Here is a 19,377-nt window from a genome sequence, read left to right on the forward strand (position 1 = left end):
CGGAGAGTCCGGCCGCCCCTCGTCGCCGTACCGGAGGGGTTACGGCTTGGGCGTCGCGTGCGGCGCGCAGGTCACGTCGGCGGTGTCCAGCTTGCCGCCGATCAGGTAGCTGTCGACCCGCTCGTTGATGCAGGGGTTGACCAGGCTGGTCACACCGTGGGAGCCCGCGCCCTCCTCGGTGATCAGGCGGGAGCCCTTGAAGCGCTGGTGCAGTGAGACGGCGCCCGGGTACGGGGTCGCCGCGTCACGCGTGGACTGCACGATCATCACCGGCGGCAGGCCACGGTGCGTCTTGACGTCCACCGGGGTCTGCTGCTTGGTCGGCCAGGTGGCGCAGGGCAGGTTCATCCAGGCGTTGGCCCAGGTCATGAACGGGTAGTCCTTGTTGAGCCGGGTGTTGTCCCGGTCCCACTTGCGCCAACTGGTGGGCCACTTGGCGTCGGCGCACTCGACGGCGGTGTAGACGGCGTTGCCGTTCTCGGCGCTGATGTTGCCGGCCGTGTCCGACAGGTCGGGGGCGGCCGCGTCGACGAGCGCCTTGGTGTCACCGGCGGCGTACTTACTGAACACCGAGGCGACCGGCACCCACGACGAGTCGTAGTACGGGGCGCTCTGGAAGAAGGAGATCAGCTCGGCCGGGCCGACGACCCCGCCGATGGGGTTCTTCTTGGCGGTGGCGCGCAGCTCGAGCCACTTGGCCTGAACGGCGGCGCGGGTGGTGCCGAGGTGGAAGGCGGCGTCGTTCGCGGCGACCCAGTCCTCCCAGTCCTTCCAGCGGCCCTCGAAGGCGATGTCCTGGTTCAGGTTGGCCTCGTACCAGATGTTCTCGCGCGCCGGGTCGACCACGCTGTCCACGACCATGCGGCGCAGGTGGCCCGGGAAGAGGGTGCCGTAGACGGCGCCGAGGTAGGTGCCGTAGGAGACGCCGAGGTAGTTGAGCTTCTTCTCGCCCAGCGCGGCGCGGATGACGTCCAGGTCGCGGGCGGTGTTCGGCGTGGTCATGTGGGGCAGCATGGCGCCGCTGCGCTCGGCGCAGCCCTGCGCGTACTCGCGGGCCAGCTTGCGCTGCGCGCTCTTGTCGGCCTCGGTGTCCGGGACCGGGTCGGCCTTGGGCGCCTTGACGAACTCCTGCGGGTCGACGCAGGAGATGGGCGCCGAGTGGCCGACACCGCGCGGGTCGAAGCCCACGAAGTCGTAGGCCTTCGCGACGTTCGCCCAGACGGCGTTCTTGGTGACGACCCGGCGCGGGAAGCGCAGACCGGAGCCACCGGGACCGCCCGGGTTGTAGACGAGGGCGCCCTGGCGCTCCTTTGGGGTCCCCGTGTTGCCGATGCGGTCGACGGCGAGCTTGATCTGCTTGCCGTACGGCTTGGCGTAGTCGAGCGGCACGGAGACCCAGCCGCACTGGATGGGCTTCTCCAGGCCCCAGTCGGCGGGGCAGTCCTTCCAGTCGATGCCGGCCTTGGCGGCGCGGGCGGCCGCGATCTGGGCGCCCCTGGCCTCGCGGTCCTGCCCGTGGCGGCTGTCGGCGCTGGCCGCGGGAGCCGACACCGCGCCGGCTATCAGGGTTGCGGTGACGAGTGCTCCGGCCGAACCGAACGCCAGCAGGCGGCTCTTCGGTCTGTTCTCCCTCAAGTGGGCCCCTCCCCCAACAAAGTTCTACGAGTGGTCAGGCGGGGATCCTCTCCGCTGTGAGCCGTCTGAGAACAGGGGGCACAGACGTTTCTTTACCAATCCGATAAACGGATGATCACGTCCCGCTGAGCGGAACGTGCGTCTTTTCAGGCCAGCAGGGTCAGCGCCTCGTCCAGCAGCAGCCGCAGCCCGAGCGCGTCGGGGGCCACGGCGCTGACGAGTACGGCGGGTCCCACGAGCGGTACCAGCGCGGCACACTCCCCCAGCATCCGCGCCGCAACCGGCTGCTTTGCGAACTCGGGCCGTACGACCACCAGTTGGCCCACGGACCGGTGTCCGGCGAGCACGGCGGGCCCGTCCCAGCCACCCGGCGCGCCGGGCCCGCAGGACAGCTCCTGGTCCAGCACGGTCCGGCCGGCGACGCGCACCGTGAGCCGGCTGGTGAGCCGCCCCGGTGCCTCGCCCACCCGACCGAGCACCTGCTCCTCGCGCAGCACGAGCCCCGCCCCGGCGGCGAGTTCGGCCCGCGTGGTGACGTACAGGTCGCTGCCACCGGCCGAGATCAGCTGCTCGGGCAGCCAGCGCAGCTCGCCGCCGTCGGCCACGTCCAGCCGCACGTCGTAGCGGGCCTCGCCCTTGCCCTGACCCGGGAGCGCGATGGTGGCGGCGGCCGAGCCGACGTGCAGGCGGGCGCCCTCCTCCACCCGCGCCTCCAGCGAGAAGCGGTCCCCGCCGAGCGGGCCGCTCATCGCACCGACGACCATCACCCGCGCCTCGCCGCCACTCGCCCGGGTGCGGCGCAGCGCCAGCGGGCCCTCACCGTCCAGCACGGGCAGCGCCGTACCGCCGCGTCCGTCGGCGCGGGCGACGATCCGGGCGTTCGCCCGGACGCCGGTCACCGTCATGCCGCCCACGCGGCGAGCCGCTCCCGCACCCACGCGGCCACGTCCGCGACGCCGGCCTCCTCGCGCAACGACTGGAAGACGACCGGGAGTTCGGCCCGCTGCGCCTTGGCGTCGGCAGCCATCCGGGCGAGGTCGGAGCCGACGTACGGCGCGAGGTCGGTCTTGTTGACGACGAGCAGGTCGGCGGTGGTGACGCCGGGGCCGCCCTTGCGCGGGATGTCGTCGCCGCCCGCCACGTCGATCACAAAGATCTGCGCGTCCACGAGCCCCTTGGAGAAGGTGGCGGTGAGGTTGTCCCCGCCGGACTCGACGAGGATCAGGTCCAGCGGACCGACCTCGTCCTCCAGGTCCTCCACGGCCTCGAGGTTGGCGGAGATGTCGTCGCGGATCGCGGTGTGCGGGCAGGCCCCGGTCTCCACGGCCGTGATCCGCTCGGGCGGCAGCACGGCCTCCCGGAGCAGGAACTCGGCGTCCTCACGGGTGTAGATGTCATTGGTGACGACGGCCAGGGACAGCTGGTCGCGCAGCGCCCGGCACAGCGCGGCGACGGTGGCGGTCTTCCCGGAGCCGACGGGTCCGCCGAGCCCGATGCGCAGCGCGCGGCGGGAGCCGTCGGGTCGGTGGGCGTCGGCACTTACGGCGGCGGGGCCGGGGTGGGTGTGGTCGAGGTGCATGTACGGCTCCAATGGTTGAGAGGCTTCGTGTGGGGTCGGCCACTCGCTGCCCGACCGAGTCGGGCGGGTGGGGTGCGGAGATCTATGAGGCGAACAGGCGCACGGGCCAGCTCGCATGCCACTCCGCGCCGACCTCCAGCAAGGGCCCCGACGCGGCGGGCAGCGCGTCGACTCCCTCGTCGGCCGCCCTCCGCGCCGCCTCCACCGCCGCGTCCGCGACGCGGTCCAGCTCCGGAGCCAGCCGGGCCAGAACTCCCGTCGCGTCGAACGGGTCGAGGCTCAGCAGACGGACCGTGGCCGTCGCCGGCCCGCTCACGCTCTCGTACGTCGCGCAGTACGCGGCGTCCAAGGGGCCGAGTCCTGCCGCCCTCGCCGCGACTCCGAGCACGACGGGCTGATGGGCGCCTTTGGGGAACTCCCCTGCCAGCGCGTCGAGTTCGGCCGACGGCCAGCTCGCGCGCGCGGCTCGCATCAGCTGCCGGCCGAGCCTGCGCGCGGCGAGCCGCAGCGCCGGCGAGGGGGTGCGGGCGTCCGCGGCCGCGTCCAGCTCCCGGGGCTCGACGCCCAGGACGGCGGCGGCCGCCAGCGCGCCCGCGACCAGCCCGGCGGTGTGCAGTCGGCCCCGGCAGAAGTCCTCCAGGCTCGCCGCGGAGGTGATCCGTCCCGCCTTGACGGCGGCCTCCGCCCCGCCGGAGTGCGCGTGCCCTCCGGCGGGGAAGCGGCCGTCGGCCAGGACGAGCAGTGCCGCTCTGGACATCAGAAGAGGAAGTAGCGCTGGGCCATGGGCAGTTCGGCCGCCGGAGCCGCCTCGACCAGCTCGCCGTCGATGTGCACGGCGAAGCTGTCGGGGTCGATCCGCACCTGGGGACGCGCGTCGTTCTCCCGCATGTCCGCCTTGGTCACCCCGCGCGTCGAATCGATGGCGACGAAGCGCTTGCCCAGCTGAAGCCGCTCCGGCAGCCCGTCCTCGATGGCCGCCGGGGCCACGAAGTTGAACGAGTTGGCGGCCGGTGCCCGTCCGATCGCCCCGTACATGGGCCGGGGCAGGATCGGCTGCGGCGTCGGGATGGAGGCGTTGGCATCACCCATCTGTGCGTACGCGATCTGGCCGCCCTTGATGACGAGGTGCGGCTTGACCCCGAAGAACGCGGGCTCCCACAGCACCAGGTCGGCGAGCTTGCCGGTCTCGACGGAGCCGATCTCGCGGGCCAGGCCCTGGGCGAGCGCCGGGTTGATCGTGTACTTGGCGACGTAGCGCCGTACCCGCCGGTTGTCCGCCCGCCCGTCGCCGGGCAGCGCGCCCCGCCGCCGCTTCATGACGTGCGCGGTCTGCCAGGTGCGCAGGACGACCTCGCCGACCCGGCCCATGGCCTGGGAGTCGGAGGAGATGATCGAGATCGCGCCGAGGTCGTGGAGTATGTCCTCCGCGCCGATGGTGGACGGCCGGATCCGGGACTCGGCGAAGGCCAGGTCCTCCGGGACCGCCGGGTTGAGGTGGTGGCACACCATCAGCATGTCGAGGTGTTCCTCGGCGGTGTTGATGGTGAACGGCCGGGTCGGATTGGTCGAGCTGGGCAGCACGTGCGGCTCGGAGACCACCGTCATGATGTCCGGCGCGTGCCCGCCGCCGGCGCCCTCGGTGTGGTACGCGTGGATGCCCCGGCCGGCGATCGCGGCGAGGGTGTCGCCTACGAAACCGGCCTCGTTGAGGGTGTCGGTGTGGATGGCGACCTGGATGCCGGTGCGCTCGGCGACGGTCAGGGCCGCGTCGATGACGGCCGGGGTGGACCCCCAGTCCTCGTGCAGCTTGAGGCCCAGGGCGCCGCCGCGGATCTGGGAGAGCATCGCCTCGTGCGAGACGGTGTTGCCCTTGCCGAGGAAGCCGATGTTCAGCGGGTACTGCTCCATCGCCTCCAGCATCCGGGCCAGGTGCCAGGCTCCGGGCGTCACGGTGGTCGCCTTGGAGCCCTCGGCCGGTCCGGTGCCGCCGCCGACCAGGGTGGTGATGCCGGAGGCCAGCGCCTCGTCGGCGATCTGCGGACAGATGAAGTGGACGTGCGCGTCGATGGCGCCGGCCGTGAGGATCCGTCCGTTGCCGGCGATGACCTCGGTCTCGGGGCCGATCACCAGGTCGGGGTGCACGCCGTCCATGGTGTCGGGGTTGCCCGCCTTGCCGATGCCGGTGATCCGGCCGTCGCGGATGCCGACGTCGGCCTTGACGATCCCCCAGTGGTCGACGATGACGACACCGGTGATGACGGTGTCGGGGGTGCCCTCCGCGCGCGTGGCACGCGACTGCCCCATGGACTCGCGGATGACCTTGCCGCCGCCGAAGACCGCCTCGTCACCGGCGAGTCCGGGGCCGCCGCAGCGGTCCTCCTCGATCTCGATCAGCAGGTCGGTGTCGGCGAGCCGGATGCGGTCGCCGGTGGTGGGGCCGAACAGGTCGGCGTAGGCGGCGCGGGAGATCTCAGGCATCGAGGGCACCTCCGGTCTCGCCGCGCAGTCCGGGCACGATCCGGGCGCCGGTGAGGGGCACGAGTTCGACGGCGACGGGGATGCCCGGCTCGAAGCGTACGGCGGTGCCGGCGGCGACGTTCAGCCGCTTGCCGTGGGCGGCGGTCCGGTCGAACTCCAGGCCGGGGTTGGCCTCGGCGAAATGGTAGTGGGAGCCGACCTGGACGGGCCGGTCGGCGGCGTTGAGCACGGTCAGCCGGGTGACCTCGCGGCCCTCGTTGTAGACGACGGGGCCGTCCGCGAAAAGCACCTCTCCGGGAATCATCGCGGCCCCTCAGATGATCGGCTCGTGGACGGTGACGAGCTTGGTGCCGTCCGGGAAGGTGGCCTCGACCTGTACGTCGTGGATCATCTCGGGGATGCCGTCCATGACGTCTTCCCTGGTGAGGAGCTTGCGGCCGGAGGACATCAGCTCGGCGACGGTACGGCCGTCACGCGCGCCCTCAAGGATGTGCGACGTGATGAGGGCGACCGCTTCCGGGTGGTTGAGCCTGAGCCCACGAGCCCTGCGCTTCTCGGCCACGTCGGCCGCCACATGGATCAGCAGCCTCTCTTGTTCGTGCGGGGTCAGTTGCACGTCCCACCTCACAGTCCTTGCTCCGGACCGTGCGGGGTCCGGTTGCCGCAGCCACCACGACGGGATAGGTGTAACACACAGACAAATTTGCCCGAACGTGATCAACGCGGGCAGAAAAACCCCTGGTGGCGTGGATCGGCAGGCTAGTTCGCCGGAGTTTCAGCGACGTTAACCAGACCTTGATCAACACATGACTGCGCGGTGGGCTCGCACATACCCGGCTACGAGACGCCGGGCCCCCGGTGCTCGGCCGCGATCCCGAAGCGCTGCCGCTCCCGGGCCGCGGGCTCGACCTCGCGCACGCGGGACACCGAGGTGACCACCGGCTGCTCCTCGGCCGGCTCGTCGAGGGCTTCGAGCCGCTCCAGGTCGGCGGCCGAGACCAGCGCGACCAACGGCTTGCCGTGCCGTGTCACGACGACGCGCTCACCGCCGTACACCACCCGGTTGATCAGGTCGGCGAGCTCAGCCCTGGCTTGCGTCACCGGAATCTCGTAGGCCATGCCCTCATTCTAACGTCACGTACGTCCTGTACATTCTGTACAGAAGCGAGGCCGCCACAGGCCCTGTCGCGAGGAAGGGGTATGCCCATGACCCGACTGTCCGCCCGTCACGTCCTGCCCGAGTTCACCGAGCGCACGAGCACGGGCCACCGCACGCTCGATCCCTACTCGAAGCTGTTCGAGAACCGAGTCGTCTTCCTCGGGACACCGCTCGACGACACGGCGGCGACCGACGTGATCACACAGTTCATGCACCTCGAACACGCGGCCCCGGACCGGGACATCACGCTGTACATCAACTGCCCGGGCGGCTCGTTCAGCGCGCTGACGGCGGTCTACGACACGATGCGGTACGTCACCTGCGACGTGGAGACCTACTGCCTGGGCCAGGCCGCCTCGGCCGCCGCGATCCTGCTCGCGGCCGGGACCGAGGGAAAGCGGTTCACGCTGCCGAACGCGCGCGTGGTGCTCGAACAGCCCGCGCTGCCCGAACCGGCCAAGGGACAGCCGAGCGACCTCGTCATCCAGGCCGACGAGTTGGCCCGGACGCGCACGCTCATGGAGGAGATGCTGGTCCTGCACACCGGGCGCACCCCGGAACAGGTCCACCAGGACCTGGAGCGGGAGCTGGTGCTGGACGCGCCGGGCGCACTGGCGTACGGCCTGGTGGACGGCGTCGTCCCGAGCCGCAGGAGCACCCCCGGCGCACAGCACGCGGGGTGAGCCGGCCGATGCTGCCACCGGAGCTTCCGCCGCTGCCCGCCCTGACGTGCGCCGAGGGCGAGTTGATCGACCGTTATCTGGAGGCGGTCGACCTGCTGGGCCGGATCAACCCGGCGCAGTCCGGGGACACCTACCGCGGGCTGCGCGCGGCGCAGGCCCTGGTGCGCAAGGCGTCCGAGCTGCGCGACGCGCTCGCCCTCATGCACCAGCGCGGCGAGACGGAGCTGCATGGGGACACGCTGGCACGGGCCTTGAGGGTGCTCGACGGCGAGCGCCGCACCGCTCGCGTCGTGCTCCCGCCGGACCGCGTGGGCTGATCCGGACGCTCGTCCGGCCCGACGGGCCCAACGCGTCGACGGACCCGCCGGAGCCGGACTCGAAACGGCCCGAACGACGTACCCCCGGCCGGCGTATCTCCAGAACTTTTTCCGGGTCTCCCGGCTTGCGCAGTACGCCGGTTCAAGGTCGGCGAGAAAGTGCTTCGTCCCAGGTCCGGGGCTACGTGCGGGATCTGACGGTGCCTCGAACACAGCAGCGTCCACCCGAACGGGTGAGTGGTGAGTAACACCACAAATCCCCGATTCCATTGGGATTTTCCGACTCCTGTGAGTGAAGATCCGTGTCTGACGACAAGCCCCCGCCACCACGGCGGGGCGATCCGGGCGGACGCCGAGTCCTGCCGCCGCCCCGGATGACCGGTCGACAGGAGTGGATCGGCAGGAGTGGAGGACCCGAGCAAGACGGGTCGCCGGAACGGACGTTCGTCGCACAGACGGGCGGTCGCACCGAGCAGCCCTTGGGGTGAAGCCGTGGCAACACGGCCGGGCAACTTCGCCAGCCCGAATCCGACAGGTCATCCTTCACAGGCGGCTGACGAAGGGTTGCGCATGACTGCGCTCAATCGTGTCCCGTCGCTCATGGCCCGTGCCGGTACGGCCTCGGCTCTCACCCTCGCCGCCGTCGGCGGCTCGATCGTGGTCCCGGGCCTCGCCACCGACGCCTCGGCCGCCGGCACGGCGGCGAAGGCACTCCAGGTCGCGGCCTCCAAGAAGGGTGCCCCGTACGCATGGGGGGCCACCGGGCCGCGCCGCTTCGACTGCTCGGGGCTGACGCTCTACTCGTTCAAGAAGGCGGGCAAGAAGCTGCCACGCACGGCCGCCCAGCAGTACAACAAGACGCACCACATCTCGGCCCGGAGCCGCAAGGCCGGCGACCTGGTGTTCTTCCACTCGGGTTCGAGCGTCTACCACGTCGGCATCTACGCCGGGAAGGGCAAGATCTGGCACGCCCCCAAGACCGGGTCCGTGGTGCGGCTGGAGAAGATCTGGAGCAGGAGCGTCTGGTACGGCCGGGTCAGCTGACCCGGGCTCAGGGCAGGAGCGGCTCCAGCAGCAGAGCCGCTCCCAGCACCGTCAACACCGCCCCGGTGCCCGCCTGCAGCATGCGGGCGGCCCGGGGCCGGCGCAGCCACCTGCCGAGCCGGTCCACCAGCAGGGCCACCACCTGGAACCACGCCAGCGCCAGCGTGCAGACGATCAGCGCGAGCAGCAGCGTCCTGGGCAGCGCGGAGTCACCCGACGGCACGAACTGGGGCAGCAGGCTGAGGAAGGTCAGCGAGGCCTTCGGGTTGAGGACGTTGGTGACGAAGCCCTGCCGCAGCGGGTGCGCAACGGGCGGTGCCGCCTCGACGGAGGCGGTGGCGGTGGCAGGCCGCCGCAGCGACCACAGGGTCCGCACGCCGAGCTGCAGCACATAGGCGCCGCCCAGCAACTGCAGCGCGCGGAAGAGTGCGGGGACGGCGACCAGCACGGCGGCGACTCCGGCCACCGCCAGCGTGGTGTGCACCAGGAGGCCGCCCGCGATGCCGAGCCCGCAGACCGCACCGGCGCGGCGGGAGACCAGGGCGTTGCGTACGACCACCGTGAAGTCGGCGCCCGGCATGGCGACGAGTCCTGCGGCGATCCCGGTGAAGGCGATGAGCTGTCCGTCCATACCGCCAGCGTGCACGGAGCGAGCCTTCAGCAGGTATTTCGAATGAGCAGGGTCTGCCTTAAGCAGTGCTTTAGGCTTGTGCCATGTACGATCCCACGCGGCTGGCCGCGCTGGTCGCCGTCGCGGAGGCGGGCTCCATCACACGGGCCGCCGACCGGCTCGGCTATACGCCGCCCGCGCTCTCCCAGCAGCTGGCCAAGCTGGAACGGGAGGCGGGCACTGCGCTGCTGGTGCGGCATCACCGCGGGGCCCGGCTGACCGAGGCGGGCGAGGTGCTGGTGGCGCGGGCCCGGCGGGTGCTGGACGAGCTGGAGCAGGCCCGGCACGAACTGGCCCGGCTGACCGGTCTGTCGGGCGGGGTGCTGCGGCTCGGCACCTTCCCGACCGCGGGCGTCCATCTGCTGCCGCCGGCGCTGAGCGCGTTCCGCCGGGCGCACCCGGACGTCGAGCTGTCGGTCGCCGACTACGACCCGCCGGCCGGGGTCGCCGCAGTGGCGGCCGGCGAGGTGGATCTGGCGCTGACCCACGCCTACCACCCGGGCGAGGCCGCTGCGGTGCCGGCCTCGGTCGGTCTGGAGCCGGTCCTGGTGGAGGAGCTGGTCTTGGTGACGGCGCCGGGTCATGCGCTGAGCAGCGCCTCGTCGCGGCTGCCGCTGGAGCAGCTGGCCGGGCAACCGCTGATCAGCATGGCCCCGCACCATCCGGCCCGGCGGGAGGTGGAGGCCCTGCTCGCCGAGGCGGGCGCCACTCCCGCGCTGCTGGTGCCGACCCCCGGGTACGCCGTGGTGTGCGCGCTGGTCAGCGCGGGGCTCGGGGTGGCCGTCGTACCGGAGATGGTGGCGCGGACCGCGGTGACTCCGGTCGGGGTGCGGCCGCTGGAGGCGGGACGGCTGCGCCGTACGATCTCGGTCGCCTTCCGGCCCGACGAGGTCGCTCCGGCGGCGGAGGCGTTCCGGGCCCTGCTGCACGGGGCGTTCGGCCGCGCCCGGCAGACGCCGGTGGGTCAGCGGCCGTCCCGGTGAAGCGTCGCCCGGCCGAGTGGGGTTGGCCGCATGGTGCCGAAGCGGTTCAGCAGGGGCGGACGGGAATTGTCGGACAGGCCCTAGAGCTCCGGCTGTCCTGCCGTGACCGGCTCGGCCGGGATGGTCCAGGGGAGTTCGATGGAGACCGTCTTGCCGCCCTCGTGGGTGGGGCGGACGCGGAGCTTGCCGCCCCACTCGGCGGTGAGCCAGCGGATGATGACCATGCCGCGCCCGTTGTCCTGCTGGACGGCGGCGGGCAGTCTCTTCGGAAAGCGCGGATGACTGTCCGTGACGCCGATGCGCAGATGTTCGTCACGGTCCAGAGCGATGTCGACCGTGAAGGTGGGTGACTGTCCGAAGGTGTGCTGTACGGCGTTGGTGGCCAGCTCGGAGACGATGAGCCGCACGGTGTCGGCCGCTTCGGTGTCCGACGGCAGCCCCCACTCCTCGAGGGTTCCCACCACGTAGGAGCGGGCCGCGGAGACCGAGGCGGGATCGCTCGGCAGAGTGACGGATGCTTCCAGATGGTCTGCCATGGCGACGTCGTCCCTTTCCCACGGGACCGCAGTCCGACGAGGAGCGGATGGTTCGAGTACGGTCCCGGACTGGTGCTTGTTCGCCAGACTGCCATCACCGGGCCGGTCCGGGGAGCGATCCACCAAGATATGCATATATCTGTCGCTCAAAGCGGTGAACTCTGCGACGCGAGACCGTATTTGGGTGGCCCGTAAGGAGTAAGGAGTAACCCATGCAGAACGGTCCCGCGGTGCGGCGTCGCAAATTGGGCGCCGAGCTGCGTGCACTGCGCACCGGGGCGGGGCTCACCAGCGGTGAGGCTGCCCGTCTCGTGGGCTGGCACCAGTCGAAGGTGAGCCGCATCGAGACCGGCGCCAGCGGGGTGAAACCGGCCGACGTGCGGTTACTCCTCGACGCCTACGGGGAACGGGACGGCCAACTGCGTGAGTTGCTGCTGATGTTGGCGGGGTCGGAGGAGGCGGGCGGCCGCAGCCGCTGGTGGCACGCCTACCGCGGCATCCTGCCGCCCACCTACCGTGATTTCATCAGCCTGGAGTCACAGGCGACCGGGATGCGCACGCTGGAGACCACGGTGGTTCCCGGCCTTCTGCAGACGCCCGAATACGCTCAGGCGGTCACCCGTGCGGCCCTGGACGGGGTGGACGAGGAGCGGCTGGACGCGCTGGTGGAGGTGCGGCTGGCCAGGCAGGACGTGCTGCGCTCCGATCCACCGCTGGAGCTGAGCGCGGTACTGGACGAGGCGGTGCTCAGGCGCGAGATCGGCGGGCCGGAGGTCATGGCGCGGCAGCTGGCCCGGCTGGTCGAGTGCGCCCGCCTGCCCCAAGTGCGCCTCCAGGTGCTCCCGTTCGCCGCCGGTGCGCATGTCGGCCTCACCGGGCCTTTCGTTATTTTCTCATTTCAGAGCACTTCTGATCTGGATGTGGTTGTTCTCGACCAGTTGACGAGTAGCCTCTACCTGGAACGGAAAGAAGACCTCAAGGCTTACCTGGAGGCCTTCAACACCCTCCAGATCCACGCCCTTTCAACCGAGGACTCGTTGGATTACATCGCCGGGATAGGTGACGGCGCGTAAGGAGGCACCATGTCAGCACTGCCTCGGAACGTCCCTGCCAGTACCGATCTGCACGACGTGCGCTGGCTGCGCAGCAGCTACAGCACGGGAGCCAACAACTGCGTGGAGACGGCCCGGCCGCACTCCGGCCGCTGGGCCGGGCTGCTCGCCGTGCGCGACTCCAAGAAGCCGGCCGGACCCGCGCTGCTCTTCTCCCCCGGGAGCTGGGCGGGCTTCGTGACCGCGCTCCGATGATCCCGTTCTCGCCTGACCCGACCGACCCCTACTGATCAGATCCGATCACTTTCGTGCGATGCCCGGCCGTGTCACGCCGACTCATGGTCGCGTTTCGCCGATCACACGTACAGCGCGTTCGATCTCGGCCCCGGAGAGGTCCGCGCGGGCGGTCAGCCTCAGCCGTGAGATGCCGTCGGGCACGGAAGGAGGACGGAAGCAGCCCACGGCCAGACCTGCCGTACGGCAGTCGGCCGCCCAGCGCACGGCCTGCTCCGGGGACGGAGCCCGCACCGAGACCACCGCGGCGTCCGGACGCACCGCGTCCAGACCCGCGGCGGTCAGGCCTGCGTGCAGTTCGGCGGCGACCGCGCGGGCCCGGTCCGCCCGCGCCGGTTCGCGCCGCAGCAGCCGCAGCGCCGCGAGCGCCGCGCCCGCGGCCGCGGGGGCCAGCCCCGTGTCGAAGATGAACGTCCGGGCCGCGTTGACCAGATGGTCGATCACCCGAGCCGAACCCAGCACCACCCCGCCCTGGCTGCCCAGCGACTTGGACAGCGTGGCCGTGACGACCACGTCCGCCGCGCCCGCGAGACCGGCCGCGTGCGGGGCGCCCCGGCCGCCGTCGCCCAGCACACCGAGCCCGTGGGCGTCGTCCACGACCAGCCCCGCGCCGTGCTCCCGGCACGCCTCGGCCAGCGCGGCCAGCGGGGCCGCGTCCCCGTCGACGGAGAACACGGTGTCGGAGACGACGATCGCCTCTCCCCCGTGCGTGCGCAGCGCCTTGTCCACGGCCTCCGGGTCGGCGTGCCCGACCACCTGCGTGGTGCCCCGGGCGAGCCGGCAGCCGTCGATGAGCGAGGCGTGGTTGCCCGCGTCGGACAGGATCAGGGAGCCGTGCGGGCCCAGTGCGGTGACCGCGGCCAGGTTCGCGGCATAACCGGACGAAAACACGAGAGCCGCCTCGAACCCGCAGAAGTCGGCCAGTTCGCGATCCAGCTCGGTGTGCAGCTCGGTGGTGCCGGTGACCAGCCGGGAGCCGGTGGAGCCGCCGCCCCAGGTCCGCGCGGCCCGGGCCGCCGCTTCGACGACCTCGGGGTGGTGGGCGAGGCCCAGATAGTCGTTGCTCGCCAGGTCCAGCAGCGGCGAGTCGGCGGGGCGCGGGCGCAGGGTCCGTACGAGTCCGGCGCGGCGGCGCGCCTCGGCCTGCTCGTCGATCCAGCCGAACGCCATGGGTCCTCCGGGGCTTTTGTAGGTAGCGGACAGACCCTAGCGGCACGCCCGACCACCCAGGGTGTGGCAATACCCACACGGTGATCCGCATCCGTTGTGCAGACTCTCCTTGGCCGGAAGCGGTCCCGTAGGACAGGATCGGGCCTCATGGACCTGCTGAACACGCTGGTGGACAAGGGGCTGCGGCGCGAGCTGCCGACCCGTGAGGAAGCACTCGCCGTGCTCGCCACCTCCGACGACGACCTGCTCGATGTGGTGGCCGCGGCCGGCAAGGTGCGCCGGCACTGGTTCGGCCGGCGCGTGAAACTCAACTACCTGGTCAACCTGAAGTCCGGGCTGTGCCCGGAGGACTGCTCCTACTGCTCCCAGCGGCTCGGCTCCAAGGCCGACATCCTCAAGTACACCTGGCTCAAGCCCGACCAGGCCTCCCAGGCCGCCGCGGCGGGCGTGGCCGGGGGCGCCAAGCGCGTCTGCCTGGTGGCCAGCGGGCGCGGCCCGACGGACCGGGACGTGGACCGGGTCTCCGAGACCATCAAGGCCATCAAGGGCCAGAACGAGGACGTCGAGGTGTGCGCCTGCCTCGGTCTGCTCTCCGACGGTCAGGCCGAACGGCTGCGCGAGGCGGGCGCGGACGCCTACAACCACAACCTGAACACCTCCGAGGCCACGTACGGGGACATCACCACCACCCACACGTACGCCGACCGGGTGGACACGGTGCAGAAGGCGCACGCCGCCGGTCTGTCCGCCTGCTCGGGGCTCATCGCCGGCATGGGCGAGACCGACGAGGACCTGGTGGACGTGGTCCTGTCGCTGCGCGAGCTGGACCCGGACTCCGTTCCGGTGAACTTCCTCATCCCGATGGAGGGCACCCCGCTCTCCGCGGAGTGGAACCTCACCCCGCAGCGCTGCCTGCGCATCCTCGCGATGGTCCGCTTCGTCTGCCCCGACGTCGAGGTGCGCATCGCGGGCGGCCGCGAGGTCCACCTGCGCACGATGCAGCCGCTCGCGCTGAACCTGGCCAACTCCATCTTCCTGGGCGACTACCTGACCAGCGAGGGCCAGGCCGGCAAGGCCGACCTGGAGATGATCGCGGACGCCGGGTTCGAGGTGGAGGGCGCCGGCGAGGTGACGCTGCCGGAGCACCGGGCGACGGCGGTCGGGGGCGGCTGCGGGTCGCACGCCGACGCGGGCTGCGGGTCGCACGGCGAGGCCGGGTGCGGATCCGTCTGCGGTTCGCACGAAGGAGGGGACGTGTGCGGTACGGCGTCCGGGCCGGCCACGAACGAGGCGCGCACCGACCTGGTCGCCGTCCGCCGCCGGGGTGCCGGAACGGACCTCGCGCCCAATGCCTGACCCGTCCGGTCCGAGCGTGCCCGAACTGCTGGAGCTGGACCGCCGGCACGTGTGGCATCCGTACGGTCCGATGCCCGGGCGTGTCGAACCGCTCGTCGTGGAGTCGGCGAGCGGGGTCCGGCTGCGGCTCGCGGACGGCTCGGGCGAACTCGTCGACGGCATGTCGTCGTGGTGGTCGGCGATCCACGGCTACAACCACCCGGTTCTCAACGAGGCGGCGCGCGAGCAGCTGGGACGGATGAGCCATGTGATGTTCGGCGGGCTCACGCACGAGCCCGCCGTACGGCTGGCGAAGCTCCTTGTCGACATGTCACCGGACGGCCTGGAGCATGTGTTCCTGGCCGACTCCGGGTCGGTGTCGGTCGAGGTCGCCGTGAAGATGTGCCTGCAGTACTGGCGCTCGCTCGGCCGCCCCGGCAAGCAGCGGCTGCTGACCTGGCGGGGCGGATACCACGGCGACACCTGGCAGCCGATGTCGGTGTGCGACCCCGAGGGAGGGATGCACGAGCTGTGGACCGGCGTGCTCCAGCGCCAGGTGTTCGTGGGCCCGCCTCCGGCCGAGTACGAGGAGTCGTACGCCGAGGAGTTGCGCTCGGCGATCGGGCGACACGCCGACGAGCTGGCAGCGGTGATCGTGGAGCCGGTGGTGCAGGGCGCGGGTGGGATGCGGTTCCACTCCCCCGCGTATCTGCGGGTGCTGCGCGAGGCGTGCGACGCGCACGACGTGCTGCTGGTGTTCGACGAGATCGCCACCGGGTTCGGGCGCACGGGTGCGCTGTTCGCGGCGGAGCACGCGGGTGTCACCCCGGATGTGATGTGCGTGGGCAAGGCGCTGACCGGCGGCTATCTGACGATGGCGGCGACGCTGTGCACCGCCCGGGTCGCGGACGGCATCTCGCGCGGTGAGGTGCCGGTGCTCGCCCACGGGCCGACCTTCATGGGCAATCCGCTGGCGGCGGCCGTGGCCTGCGCCTCCATCGAGCTGCTGCTCGGGCAGGACTGGCGGTCGGCGGTCGGGCGGATCGAGGCGGGCCTGCGCGCGGGGCTCGCTCCGGCCGCGGACCTTCCCGGCGTCAAGGACGTCCGCGTCCTCGGCGCCATCGGGGTGGTCCAGCTCGACCACGAGGTGGACATGGCCGCGGCAACCCGGGCCGCGGTGCGGGAGGGCGTGTGGCTGCGCCCGTTCCGCGACCTGGTCTACACGATGCCGCCGTACGTCACGGACGACGCGGACGTGGCACGGATCGCACGCGCGGTGTGCGCCGCGGCGCGGGAGGGATGAGATGCCGGTACTGGTGATCACGGGGACGGGTACGGAGGTCGGCAAGACGGTCACGACCGCGGCCGTCGCCGCCGCGGCGCTCGCGGCCGGGCAGTCGGTCGCCGTGCTGAAGGCCGCGCAGACGGGGGTACGGCCGGACGAGCGCGGCGACGCGGACGAGGTCGCCCGGCTCGTCGGGGCCGTCACGGCCGTCGAACTCGCGCGCTACCCCGAGCCGTTGGCCCCGGGTACGGCGGCCCGGCGGGCCGGGATGGCCCCGGTGCATCCGTACGAGGTGGCCGAGGCCGCGGCCAAGCTGGCCACCGAGCACGATCTGGTGCTGGTCGAGGGTGCGGGCGGGCTGCTCGTACGGTTCGACGCGGCGGGCGGGACGCTGGCGGACGCGGCCCGGCTGCTCAACGCGCCGGTGCTGGTCGTGGCCTCCGCCGGGCTCGGCACGCTGAACACCACGGAGCTGACGGCCCGTGAACTGGGCGCGCGCGGGCTGGAGCCGGCCGGCGTGGTGATCGGCAGCTGGCCCGACGCCCCCGACCTCGCCTCCCGCTGCAACGTCATGGACCTGCCGGAGGTGGCCGCCGCCCCGCTGCTCGGCGCACTGCCCGCAGGGGCCGGCGCACTCCAGCCCGCCGACTTCCGCACGGCGGCACCGGAGTGGCTGGCCCCGCGCCTGTACGGGACGTGGGACGCGGAGGCGTTCCGGATCCGGGAGGCGCCCTGAGGGCGGCGTTCTGACGGAGGCGTTCTGGCGGCCGCAGGCTCGGATGCGGGAGGCGCCCCAGGGTGTGTCCGGCGGATCAGGCCGGAGTGCGGATCAGGCCGGAGTGCGGATCAGGCCGGAGTGCGGATCAGGCCGGAGTCGCGGGGCCCGGCCCGCTCGGATCCGCTCGCGCGGGGGCGCCCCGCGACCGCGCCCGGTCGTACCGATGTGACGCCGTCGGCTGGAGCAGACGGCCCGGTCCCCCTGACCGCCCCTAGTCGGTGCCCGTGGAGGCGTCGAGGAGGCGTACCAGTTCGATCCGTGAGCGGATGCCCAGGCGGGCGAAGACTCCGCGCAGGTGGTGGTCGATGGTGCGGGGACTGAGGGCGAGCCGGTCGGCGATCTCGCGATTGGTGGCGCCCTCCGCGGCCATGCGGGCCACCGTCAGCTGCTGGGCGGTGAGCAGGGCGGCCGGGTCCGTCGCCGCGGGTGCGGACACCGGGGTGCCGAGGGCGCGGAGTTCGGCCCGGGCCCGGGCCGCGCAGTGCGGTGCGCCGAAGGACTCGAAGGCCTCCAGGGCGCTGTGCAGCCGGTCGCGGGCCTCGGCTCGGCGGCGCAGCCTGCGCAGGGTGCTCGCGCACAGCAGCTCGGTGCGGGCGCGTTCGAGGTCACGGGTGCCCCGGGCGTGCAGGTCGAGGGCGGTCCGGTAGTGCTCCACGGCCTCGGTGCCGGGTGCGAGCAGGGCCCGGCAGCGGGCGCTGAGGGCGAGGTCGTCGGGGCTGCCCACGGCTCTGGCCCAGCGCTCGTAGTCGGCATGGGCGGCACGGGCCACGCGGGTGTCGCCGGTGCGGACGGCGGCCTCCACGTAGTGCGGGGTGGCCAGGTGCCGGATGGCGCGGTGGCCGTGTCCGGGGCCGGATCCGGCGAGGGCGCGCAGCCGGGCCGCCGCGGCGGGGAAACGGCCGGTGGTGAGGTCGAGGAAGGCCAGCGCCCACTGGGCGAGCGCGGCGGGCAGACCCAGACCGCGGGCGAGGGCGTGCGAACGCGCGGCCGCCGCGTGCGCCCGGCAGCCTTCCTCGTCCCCGGTGACCGCCGCGAACATGGCGAGGGCGGCCCGCAGATGGCAGGCCCCGTTGTCCTGCCCAGTGGCGTACGCCTGGCGCAGGGCCTCCCGCGCGGCGGCCTCGGCGGCGCGGGTGCGCCCGGTCCAGAAGTCGGCGTACACACGGAACTCCAGCGCCTGGGCCTCGATCACGGGCGTGCCCCCGGCGCGGGCCGCGGCGGCGGCACGCAAGGTGGCGGTGGCGGCGCGGGTGTGATCGCCGAGCATGAGGGCGGCGATGCCGGCGTGGAGGAGGAGGGTGGGGGTGCTGCCGGTGGCAGGCTCGCCGCCGAGCCCACCGTGCCCCGCCGTTTCCCTGAGCAGATCGCGGGCGGTCTCGTAGTCGCCCTCGGACGCTGCGGTGAGGCCGGGCAGGATGCCGGGGGGTGGGACGGCCAGGCGGTGGGCGAGGGTGCGGGCTTCGTGGGTCCGTCTCAAGTCGCCTGTGTAGATGGCGGCTTCGGTTGCAAGGGTCAGTGACTCGGCGGATTCGGCGGGGCGTTTGCTGCCGGCTGCCGCCGCGAGCAGGGTGTCGAAGGCTTCCGCCGCGTTGCCCGCCCGCAGGGCGAGGACGCCGTCGAGGGCGGGGGTGTCGGTGCGGGAGGCGAGGCGGTGCGCCCGGTCGGGCCGGCCCGCGTGCCAGGCGTCGGTGGCCGCGCGGGTCAGGAGGCGGGCCTGTTCGCGCGGGTCGGGGCAGAGGGTGGCGGCGCGTTCGGTGAGGGCCCCGGCCAGGGCCGGCTGACCGTTCGCGCGGGCGCGGTCCGCCGAGGTCCGCAGTTCGGCCGCGAGCCGTCTGCTGGGGCCCAGGGCCCCGGCCGCCCGGTGCCAGGACCGCCGGACGCTCTCGCTGCCGCCGCCGAGCACCCGGGCGAGCAGCCGGTGGGCCTCGCGCCGGTCGGCCGGGGAGGCGGTCTCGTAGGCGGCGATCCTCGTCCAGTCGTCGCGGAACACGACGCCCGCGGCCGTGGCCTGGGCGACCCCCGCCGCCTCGGCGGCTTCCAACGGGCGGGTGTCCAGGCGGGCCGCCGCCACCGCTCGCAGGTAGGCGTGGGCGGCCACCGGATGCTGGTCGGCGGCGGCGAGGAGGAGCAGGCGCCGGGTGTCGTCCGGCAGGGCGTTGATCTCCCGGCGCAGCGCGCGCAGCAACTCCGGGGCCAGAAGGGCGGGTTCGGTGGGCAGTGGGTCCAGGCCGGCCCGCTGACGTGGGGTCAGACGCGGTACGGCCTCGGCGGCGGCGCGCGGATCGTCGTGCACGAGGCGCAGGAGCCGGGCGTGGACGGCTTCCGAGGGTGGCGGTGAAGAAGTGCGGTGCTGGGGTGGGGGGTTGACCGGAGTCACCA

21 protein-coding genes and 1 riboswitch are annotated in these 19,377 nt (G+C 72.5%); of the genes, 9 read left to right on the forward strand and 12 right to left on the reverse strand.

The window, feature by feature from the left end; genetic code table 11:
• Nucleotides 1-39: 39 nt before the first annotated feature.
• The 8 genes from ACFY3C_RS39220 to ACFY3C_RS39255 all read right to left on the reverse strand — a co-directional run bounded on the left by ACFY3C_RS39220 (nucleotide 40) and on the right by ACFY3C_RS39255 (nucleotide 6,811).
• Nucleotides 40-1,635: an alpha/beta hydrolase gene (locus tag ACFY3C_RS39220; RefSeq protein ID WP_390774237.1), complete on the reverse strand. Its 1,596-nt coding sequence runs from the start codon at nucleotides 1,633-1,635 to the stop codon at nucleotides 40-42.
• Between the two features lie 146 nt (nucleotides 1,636-1,781).
• Complete coding sequence (locus tag ACFY3C_RS39225; RefSeq protein ID WP_390774238.1) at nucleotides 1,782-2,540, reverse strand: urease accessory protein UreD; 759 nt, start codon at nucleotides 2,538-2,540, stop codon at nucleotides 1,782-1,784.
• Nucleotides 2,537-3,214 carry an urease accessory protein UreG gene (gene ureG, locus ACFY3C_RS39230; RefSeq protein ID WP_390774239.1) on the reverse strand — a complete coding sequence of 226 codons (678 nt, stop codon included), beginning with the start codon at nucleotides 3,212-3,214 and terminating at the stop codon, nucleotides 2,537-2,539. The genes ACFY3C_RS39225 and ureG overlap by 4 nt, the downstream gene beginning before the upstream one ends.
• An 82-nt stretch (nucleotides 3,215-3,296) precedes the next feature.
• A complete protein-coding gene (locus ACFY3C_RS39235; RefSeq protein WP_386580562.1) occupies nucleotides 3,297-3,971 on the reverse strand; it encodes an urease accessory protein UreF in 675 nt (224 codons plus the stop codon).
• A complete protein-coding gene (locus ACFY3C_RS39240) occupies nucleotides 3,971-5,692 on the reverse strand; it encodes an urease subunit alpha (protein WP_390774240.1) in 1,722 nt (573 codons plus the stop codon). Before ACFY3C_RS39240 ends, ACFY3C_RS39235 begins: the two co-directional genes overlap by 1 nt.
• Nucleotides 5,685-5,996, reverse strand: a complete 312-nt coding sequence (locus tag ACFY3C_RS39245; protein ID WP_390774241.1) for an urease subunit beta — start codon at nucleotides 5,994-5,996, stop codon at nucleotides 5,685-5,687. Before ACFY3C_RS39245 ends, ACFY3C_RS39240 begins: the two co-directional genes overlap by 8 nt.
• Before the next feature lie 9 nt (nucleotides 5,997-6,005).
• Nucleotides 6,006-6,308, reverse strand: a complete 303-nt coding sequence (locus ACFY3C_RS39250) for an urease subunit gamma (RefSeq protein WP_386580556.1) — start codon at nucleotides 6,306-6,308, stop codon at nucleotides 6,006-6,008.
• Nucleotides 6,309-6,529: 221 nt separating this feature from the next.
• On the reverse strand, nucleotides 6,530-6,811 hold the full coding sequence (locus ACFY3C_RS39255; RefSeq protein WP_386580554.1) for a type II toxin-antitoxin system Phd/YefM family antitoxin: 282 nt from the start codon (nucleotides 6,809-6,811) through the stop codon (nucleotides 6,530-6,532).
• An 87-nt stretch (nucleotides 6,812-6,898) separates the two neighbouring features.
• Here ACFY3C_RS39255 and ACFY3C_RS39260 point away from each other — a divergent pair, with 87 nt between their 5' ends.
• From ACFY3C_RS39260 to ACFY3C_RS39270, 3 genes are all read left to right on the forward strand, one after another.
• Nucleotides 6,899-7,534, forward strand: coding sequence for an ATP-dependent Clp protease proteolytic subunit (locus ACFY3C_RS39260; RefSeq protein ID WP_386580552.1), 636 nt, complete (start codon nucleotides 6,899-6,901; stop codon nucleotides 7,532-7,534).
• A gap of 8 nt (nucleotides 7,535-7,542) precedes the next feature.
• A complete protein-coding gene (locus tag ACFY3C_RS39265) occupies nucleotides 7,543-7,851 on the forward strand; it encodes a hypothetical protein (RefSeq protein ID WP_386580550.1) in 309 nt (102 codons plus the stop codon).
• A 419-nt stretch (nucleotides 7,852-8,270) separates the two neighbouring features.
• A riboswitch (cyclic di-AMP (ydaO/yuaA leader) is annotated at nucleotides 8,271-8,419 on the forward strand.
• Between the two features lie 2 nt (nucleotides 8,420-8,421).
• Nucleotides 8,422-8,895, forward strand: coding sequence for a C40 family peptidase (locus ACFY3C_RS39270; protein WP_386580548.1), 474 nt, complete (start codon nucleotides 8,422-8,424; stop codon nucleotides 8,893-8,895).
• 7 nt (nucleotides 8,896-8,902) lie between these two features.
• Here ACFY3C_RS39270 and ACFY3C_RS39275 read toward each other — a convergent pair whose 3' ends face one another.
• On the reverse strand, nucleotides 8,903-9,526 hold the full coding sequence (locus tag ACFY3C_RS39275; RefSeq protein WP_390774242.1) for a LysE family translocator: 624 nt from the start codon (nucleotides 9,524-9,526) through the stop codon (nucleotides 8,903-8,905).
• Nucleotides 9,527-9,609: 83 nt separating this feature from the next.
• Here ACFY3C_RS39275 and ACFY3C_RS39280 point away from each other — a divergent pair, with 83 nt between their 5' ends.
• Nucleotides 9,610-10,548: a LysR family transcriptional regulator gene (locus tag ACFY3C_RS39280; protein ID WP_390774243.1), complete on the forward strand. Its 939-nt coding sequence runs from the start codon at nucleotides 9,610-9,612 to the stop codon at nucleotides 10,546-10,548.
• Nucleotides 10,549-10,628: 80 nt separating this feature from the next.
• On the opposite strand, the gene ACFY3C_RS39285 is transcribed toward ACFY3C_RS39280, so the two are convergent.
• Nucleotides 10,629-11,084, reverse strand: coding sequence for an ATP-binding protein (locus ACFY3C_RS39285; protein WP_390774244.1), 456 nt, complete (start codon nucleotides 11,082-11,084; stop codon nucleotides 10,629-10,631).
• Between the two features lie 212 nt (nucleotides 11,085-11,296).
• On the opposite strand from ACFY3C_RS39285, the gene ACFY3C_RS39290 reads away from it, so the two are divergent.
• Nucleotides 11,297-12,157 carry a helix-turn-helix domain-containing protein gene (locus tag ACFY3C_RS39290; protein ID WP_390774245.1) on the forward strand — a complete coding sequence of 287 codons (861 nt, stop codon included), beginning with the start codon at nucleotides 11,297-11,299 and terminating at the stop codon, nucleotides 12,155-12,157.
• A 9-nt stretch (nucleotides 12,158-12,166) separates the two neighbouring features.
• Nucleotides 12,167-12,391, forward strand: a complete 225-nt coding sequence (locus tag ACFY3C_RS39295) for a DUF397 domain-containing protein (RefSeq protein WP_389186069.1) — start codon at nucleotides 12,167-12,169, stop codon at nucleotides 12,389-12,391.
• A gap of 81 nt (nucleotides 12,392-12,472) precedes the next feature.
• Here the strand turns inward: ACFY3C_RS39295 and ACFY3C_RS39300 are convergent, their stop codons facing one another.
• Complete coding sequence (locus ACFY3C_RS39300; RefSeq protein ID WP_390774246.1) at nucleotides 12,473-13,600, reverse strand: 8-amino-7-oxononanoate synthase; 1,128 nt, start codon at nucleotides 13,598-13,600, stop codon at nucleotides 12,473-12,475.
• Between the two features lie 147 nt (nucleotides 13,601-13,747).
• Between ACFY3C_RS39300 and bioB the strand changes: the two genes are divergently transcribed.
• The 3 genes from bioB to bioD are packed head-to-tail and all read left to right on the forward strand — an operon-like array spanning nucleotide 13,748 to nucleotide 16,956.
• Entirely contained in the window at nucleotides 13,748-14,956 is a 1,209-nt protein-coding gene (bioB, locus tag ACFY3C_RS39305) for a biotin synthase BioB (protein ID WP_390774247.1), read from the forward strand.
• Nucleotides 14,949-16,238 carry an adenosylmethionine--8-amino-7-oxononanoate transaminase gene (locus tag ACFY3C_RS39310; RefSeq protein WP_386580532.1) on the forward strand — a complete coding sequence of 430 codons (1,290 nt, stop codon included), beginning with the start codon at nucleotides 14,949-14,951 and terminating at the stop codon, nucleotides 16,236-16,238. Before bioB ends, ACFY3C_RS39310 begins: the two co-directional genes overlap by 8 nt.
• A gap of 1 nt (nucleotide 16,239) precedes the next feature.
• On the forward strand, nucleotides 16,240-16,956 hold the full coding sequence (gene bioD / locus ACFY3C_RS39315) for a dethiobiotin synthase (RefSeq protein WP_390774248.1): 717 nt from the start codon (nucleotides 16,240-16,242) through the stop codon (nucleotides 16,954-16,956).
• Nucleotides 16,957-17,209: 253 nt separating this feature from the next.
• On the opposite strand, the gene ACFY3C_RS39320 is transcribed toward bioD, so the two are convergent.
• Entirely contained in the window at nucleotides 17,210-19,375 is a 2,166-nt protein-coding gene (locus ACFY3C_RS39320; protein WP_390774330.1) for a LuxR C-terminal-related transcriptional regulator, read from the reverse strand.
• Between the last annotated feature and the right edge of the window lie 2 nt (nucleotides 19,376-19,377).

The sequence above is a fragment of the Streptomyces sp. NPDC001410 genome (assembly GCF_042895235.1).
In the GTDB taxonomy this organism is placed as follows: Bacteria; Actinomycetota; Actinomycetes; order Streptomycetales; family Streptomycetaceae; genus Streptomyces.

Coding starts and splice junctions, on each gene's coding strand:
- ACFY3C_RS39225 (WP_390774238.1), bottom strand. CDS start 2,540: ATGACGGTGACCGGCGTCCGGGCGAACGCCCGGATCGTCGCCCGCGCC.
- ureG (WP_390774239.1), bottom strand. CDS start 3,214: ATGCACCTCGACCACACCCACCCCGGCCCCGCCGCCGTAAGTGCCGAC.
- ACFY3C_RS39235 (WP_386580562.1), bottom strand. CDS start 3,971: ATGTCCAGAGCGGCACTGCTCGTCCTGGCCGACGGCCGCTTCCCCGCC.
- ACFY3C_RS39240 (WP_390774240.1), bottom strand. CDS start 5,692: ATGCCTGAGATCTCCCGCGCCGCCTACGCCGACCTGTTCGGCCCCACC.
- ACFY3C_RS39245 (WP_390774241.1), bottom strand. CDS start 5,996: ATGATTCCCGGAGAGGTGCTTTTCGCGGACGGCCCCGTCGTCTACAAC.
- ACFY3C_RS39255 (WP_386580554.1), bottom strand. CDS start 6,811: ATGGCCTACGAGATTCCGGTGACGCAAGCCAGGGCTGAGCTCGCCGAC.
- ACFY3C_RS39260 (WP_386580552.1), top strand. CDS start 6,899: ATGACCCGACTGTCCGCCCGTCACGTCCTGCCCGAGTTCACCGAGCGC.
- ACFY3C_RS39265 (WP_386580550.1), top strand. CDS start 7,543: ATGCTGCCACCGGAGCTTCCGCCGCTGCCCGCCCTGACGTGCGCCGAG.
- ACFY3C_RS39270 (WP_386580548.1), top strand. CDS start 8,422: ATGACTGCGCTCAATCGTGTCCCGTCGCTCATGGCCCGTGCCGGTACG.
- ACFY3C_RS39275 (WP_390774242.1), bottom strand. CDS start 9,526: ATGGACGGACAGCTCATCGCCTTCACCGGGATCGCCGCAGGACTCGTC.
- ACFY3C_RS39280 (WP_390774243.1), top strand. CDS start 9,610: ATGTACGATCCCACGCGGCTGGCCGCGCTGGTCGCCGTCGCGGAGGCG.
- ACFY3C_RS39285 (WP_390774244.1), bottom strand. CDS start 11,084: ATGGCAGACCATCTGGAAGCATCCGTCACTCTGCCGAGCGATCCCGCC.
- ACFY3C_RS39290 (WP_390774245.1), top strand. CDS start 11,297: ATGCAGAACGGTCCCGCGGTGCGGCGTCGCAAATTGGGCGCCGAGCTG.
- ACFY3C_RS39295 (WP_389186069.1), top strand. CDS start 12,167: ATGTCAGCACTGCCTCGGAACGTCCCTGCCAGTACCGATCTGCACGAC.
- ACFY3C_RS39300 (WP_390774246.1), bottom strand. CDS start 13,600: ATGGCGTTCGGCTGGATCGACGAGCAGGCCGAGGCGCGCCGCCGCGCC.
- bioB (WP_390774247.1), top strand. CDS start 13,748: ATGGACCTGCTGAACACGCTGGTGGACAAGGGGCTGCGGCGCGAGCTG.
- ACFY3C_RS39310 (WP_386580532.1), top strand. CDS start 14,949: ATGCCTGACCCGTCCGGTCCGAGCGTGCCCGAACTGCTGGAGCTGGAC.
- bioD (WP_390774248.1), top strand. CDS start 16,240: ATGCCGGTACTGGTGATCACGGGGACGGGTACGGAGGTCGGCAAGACG.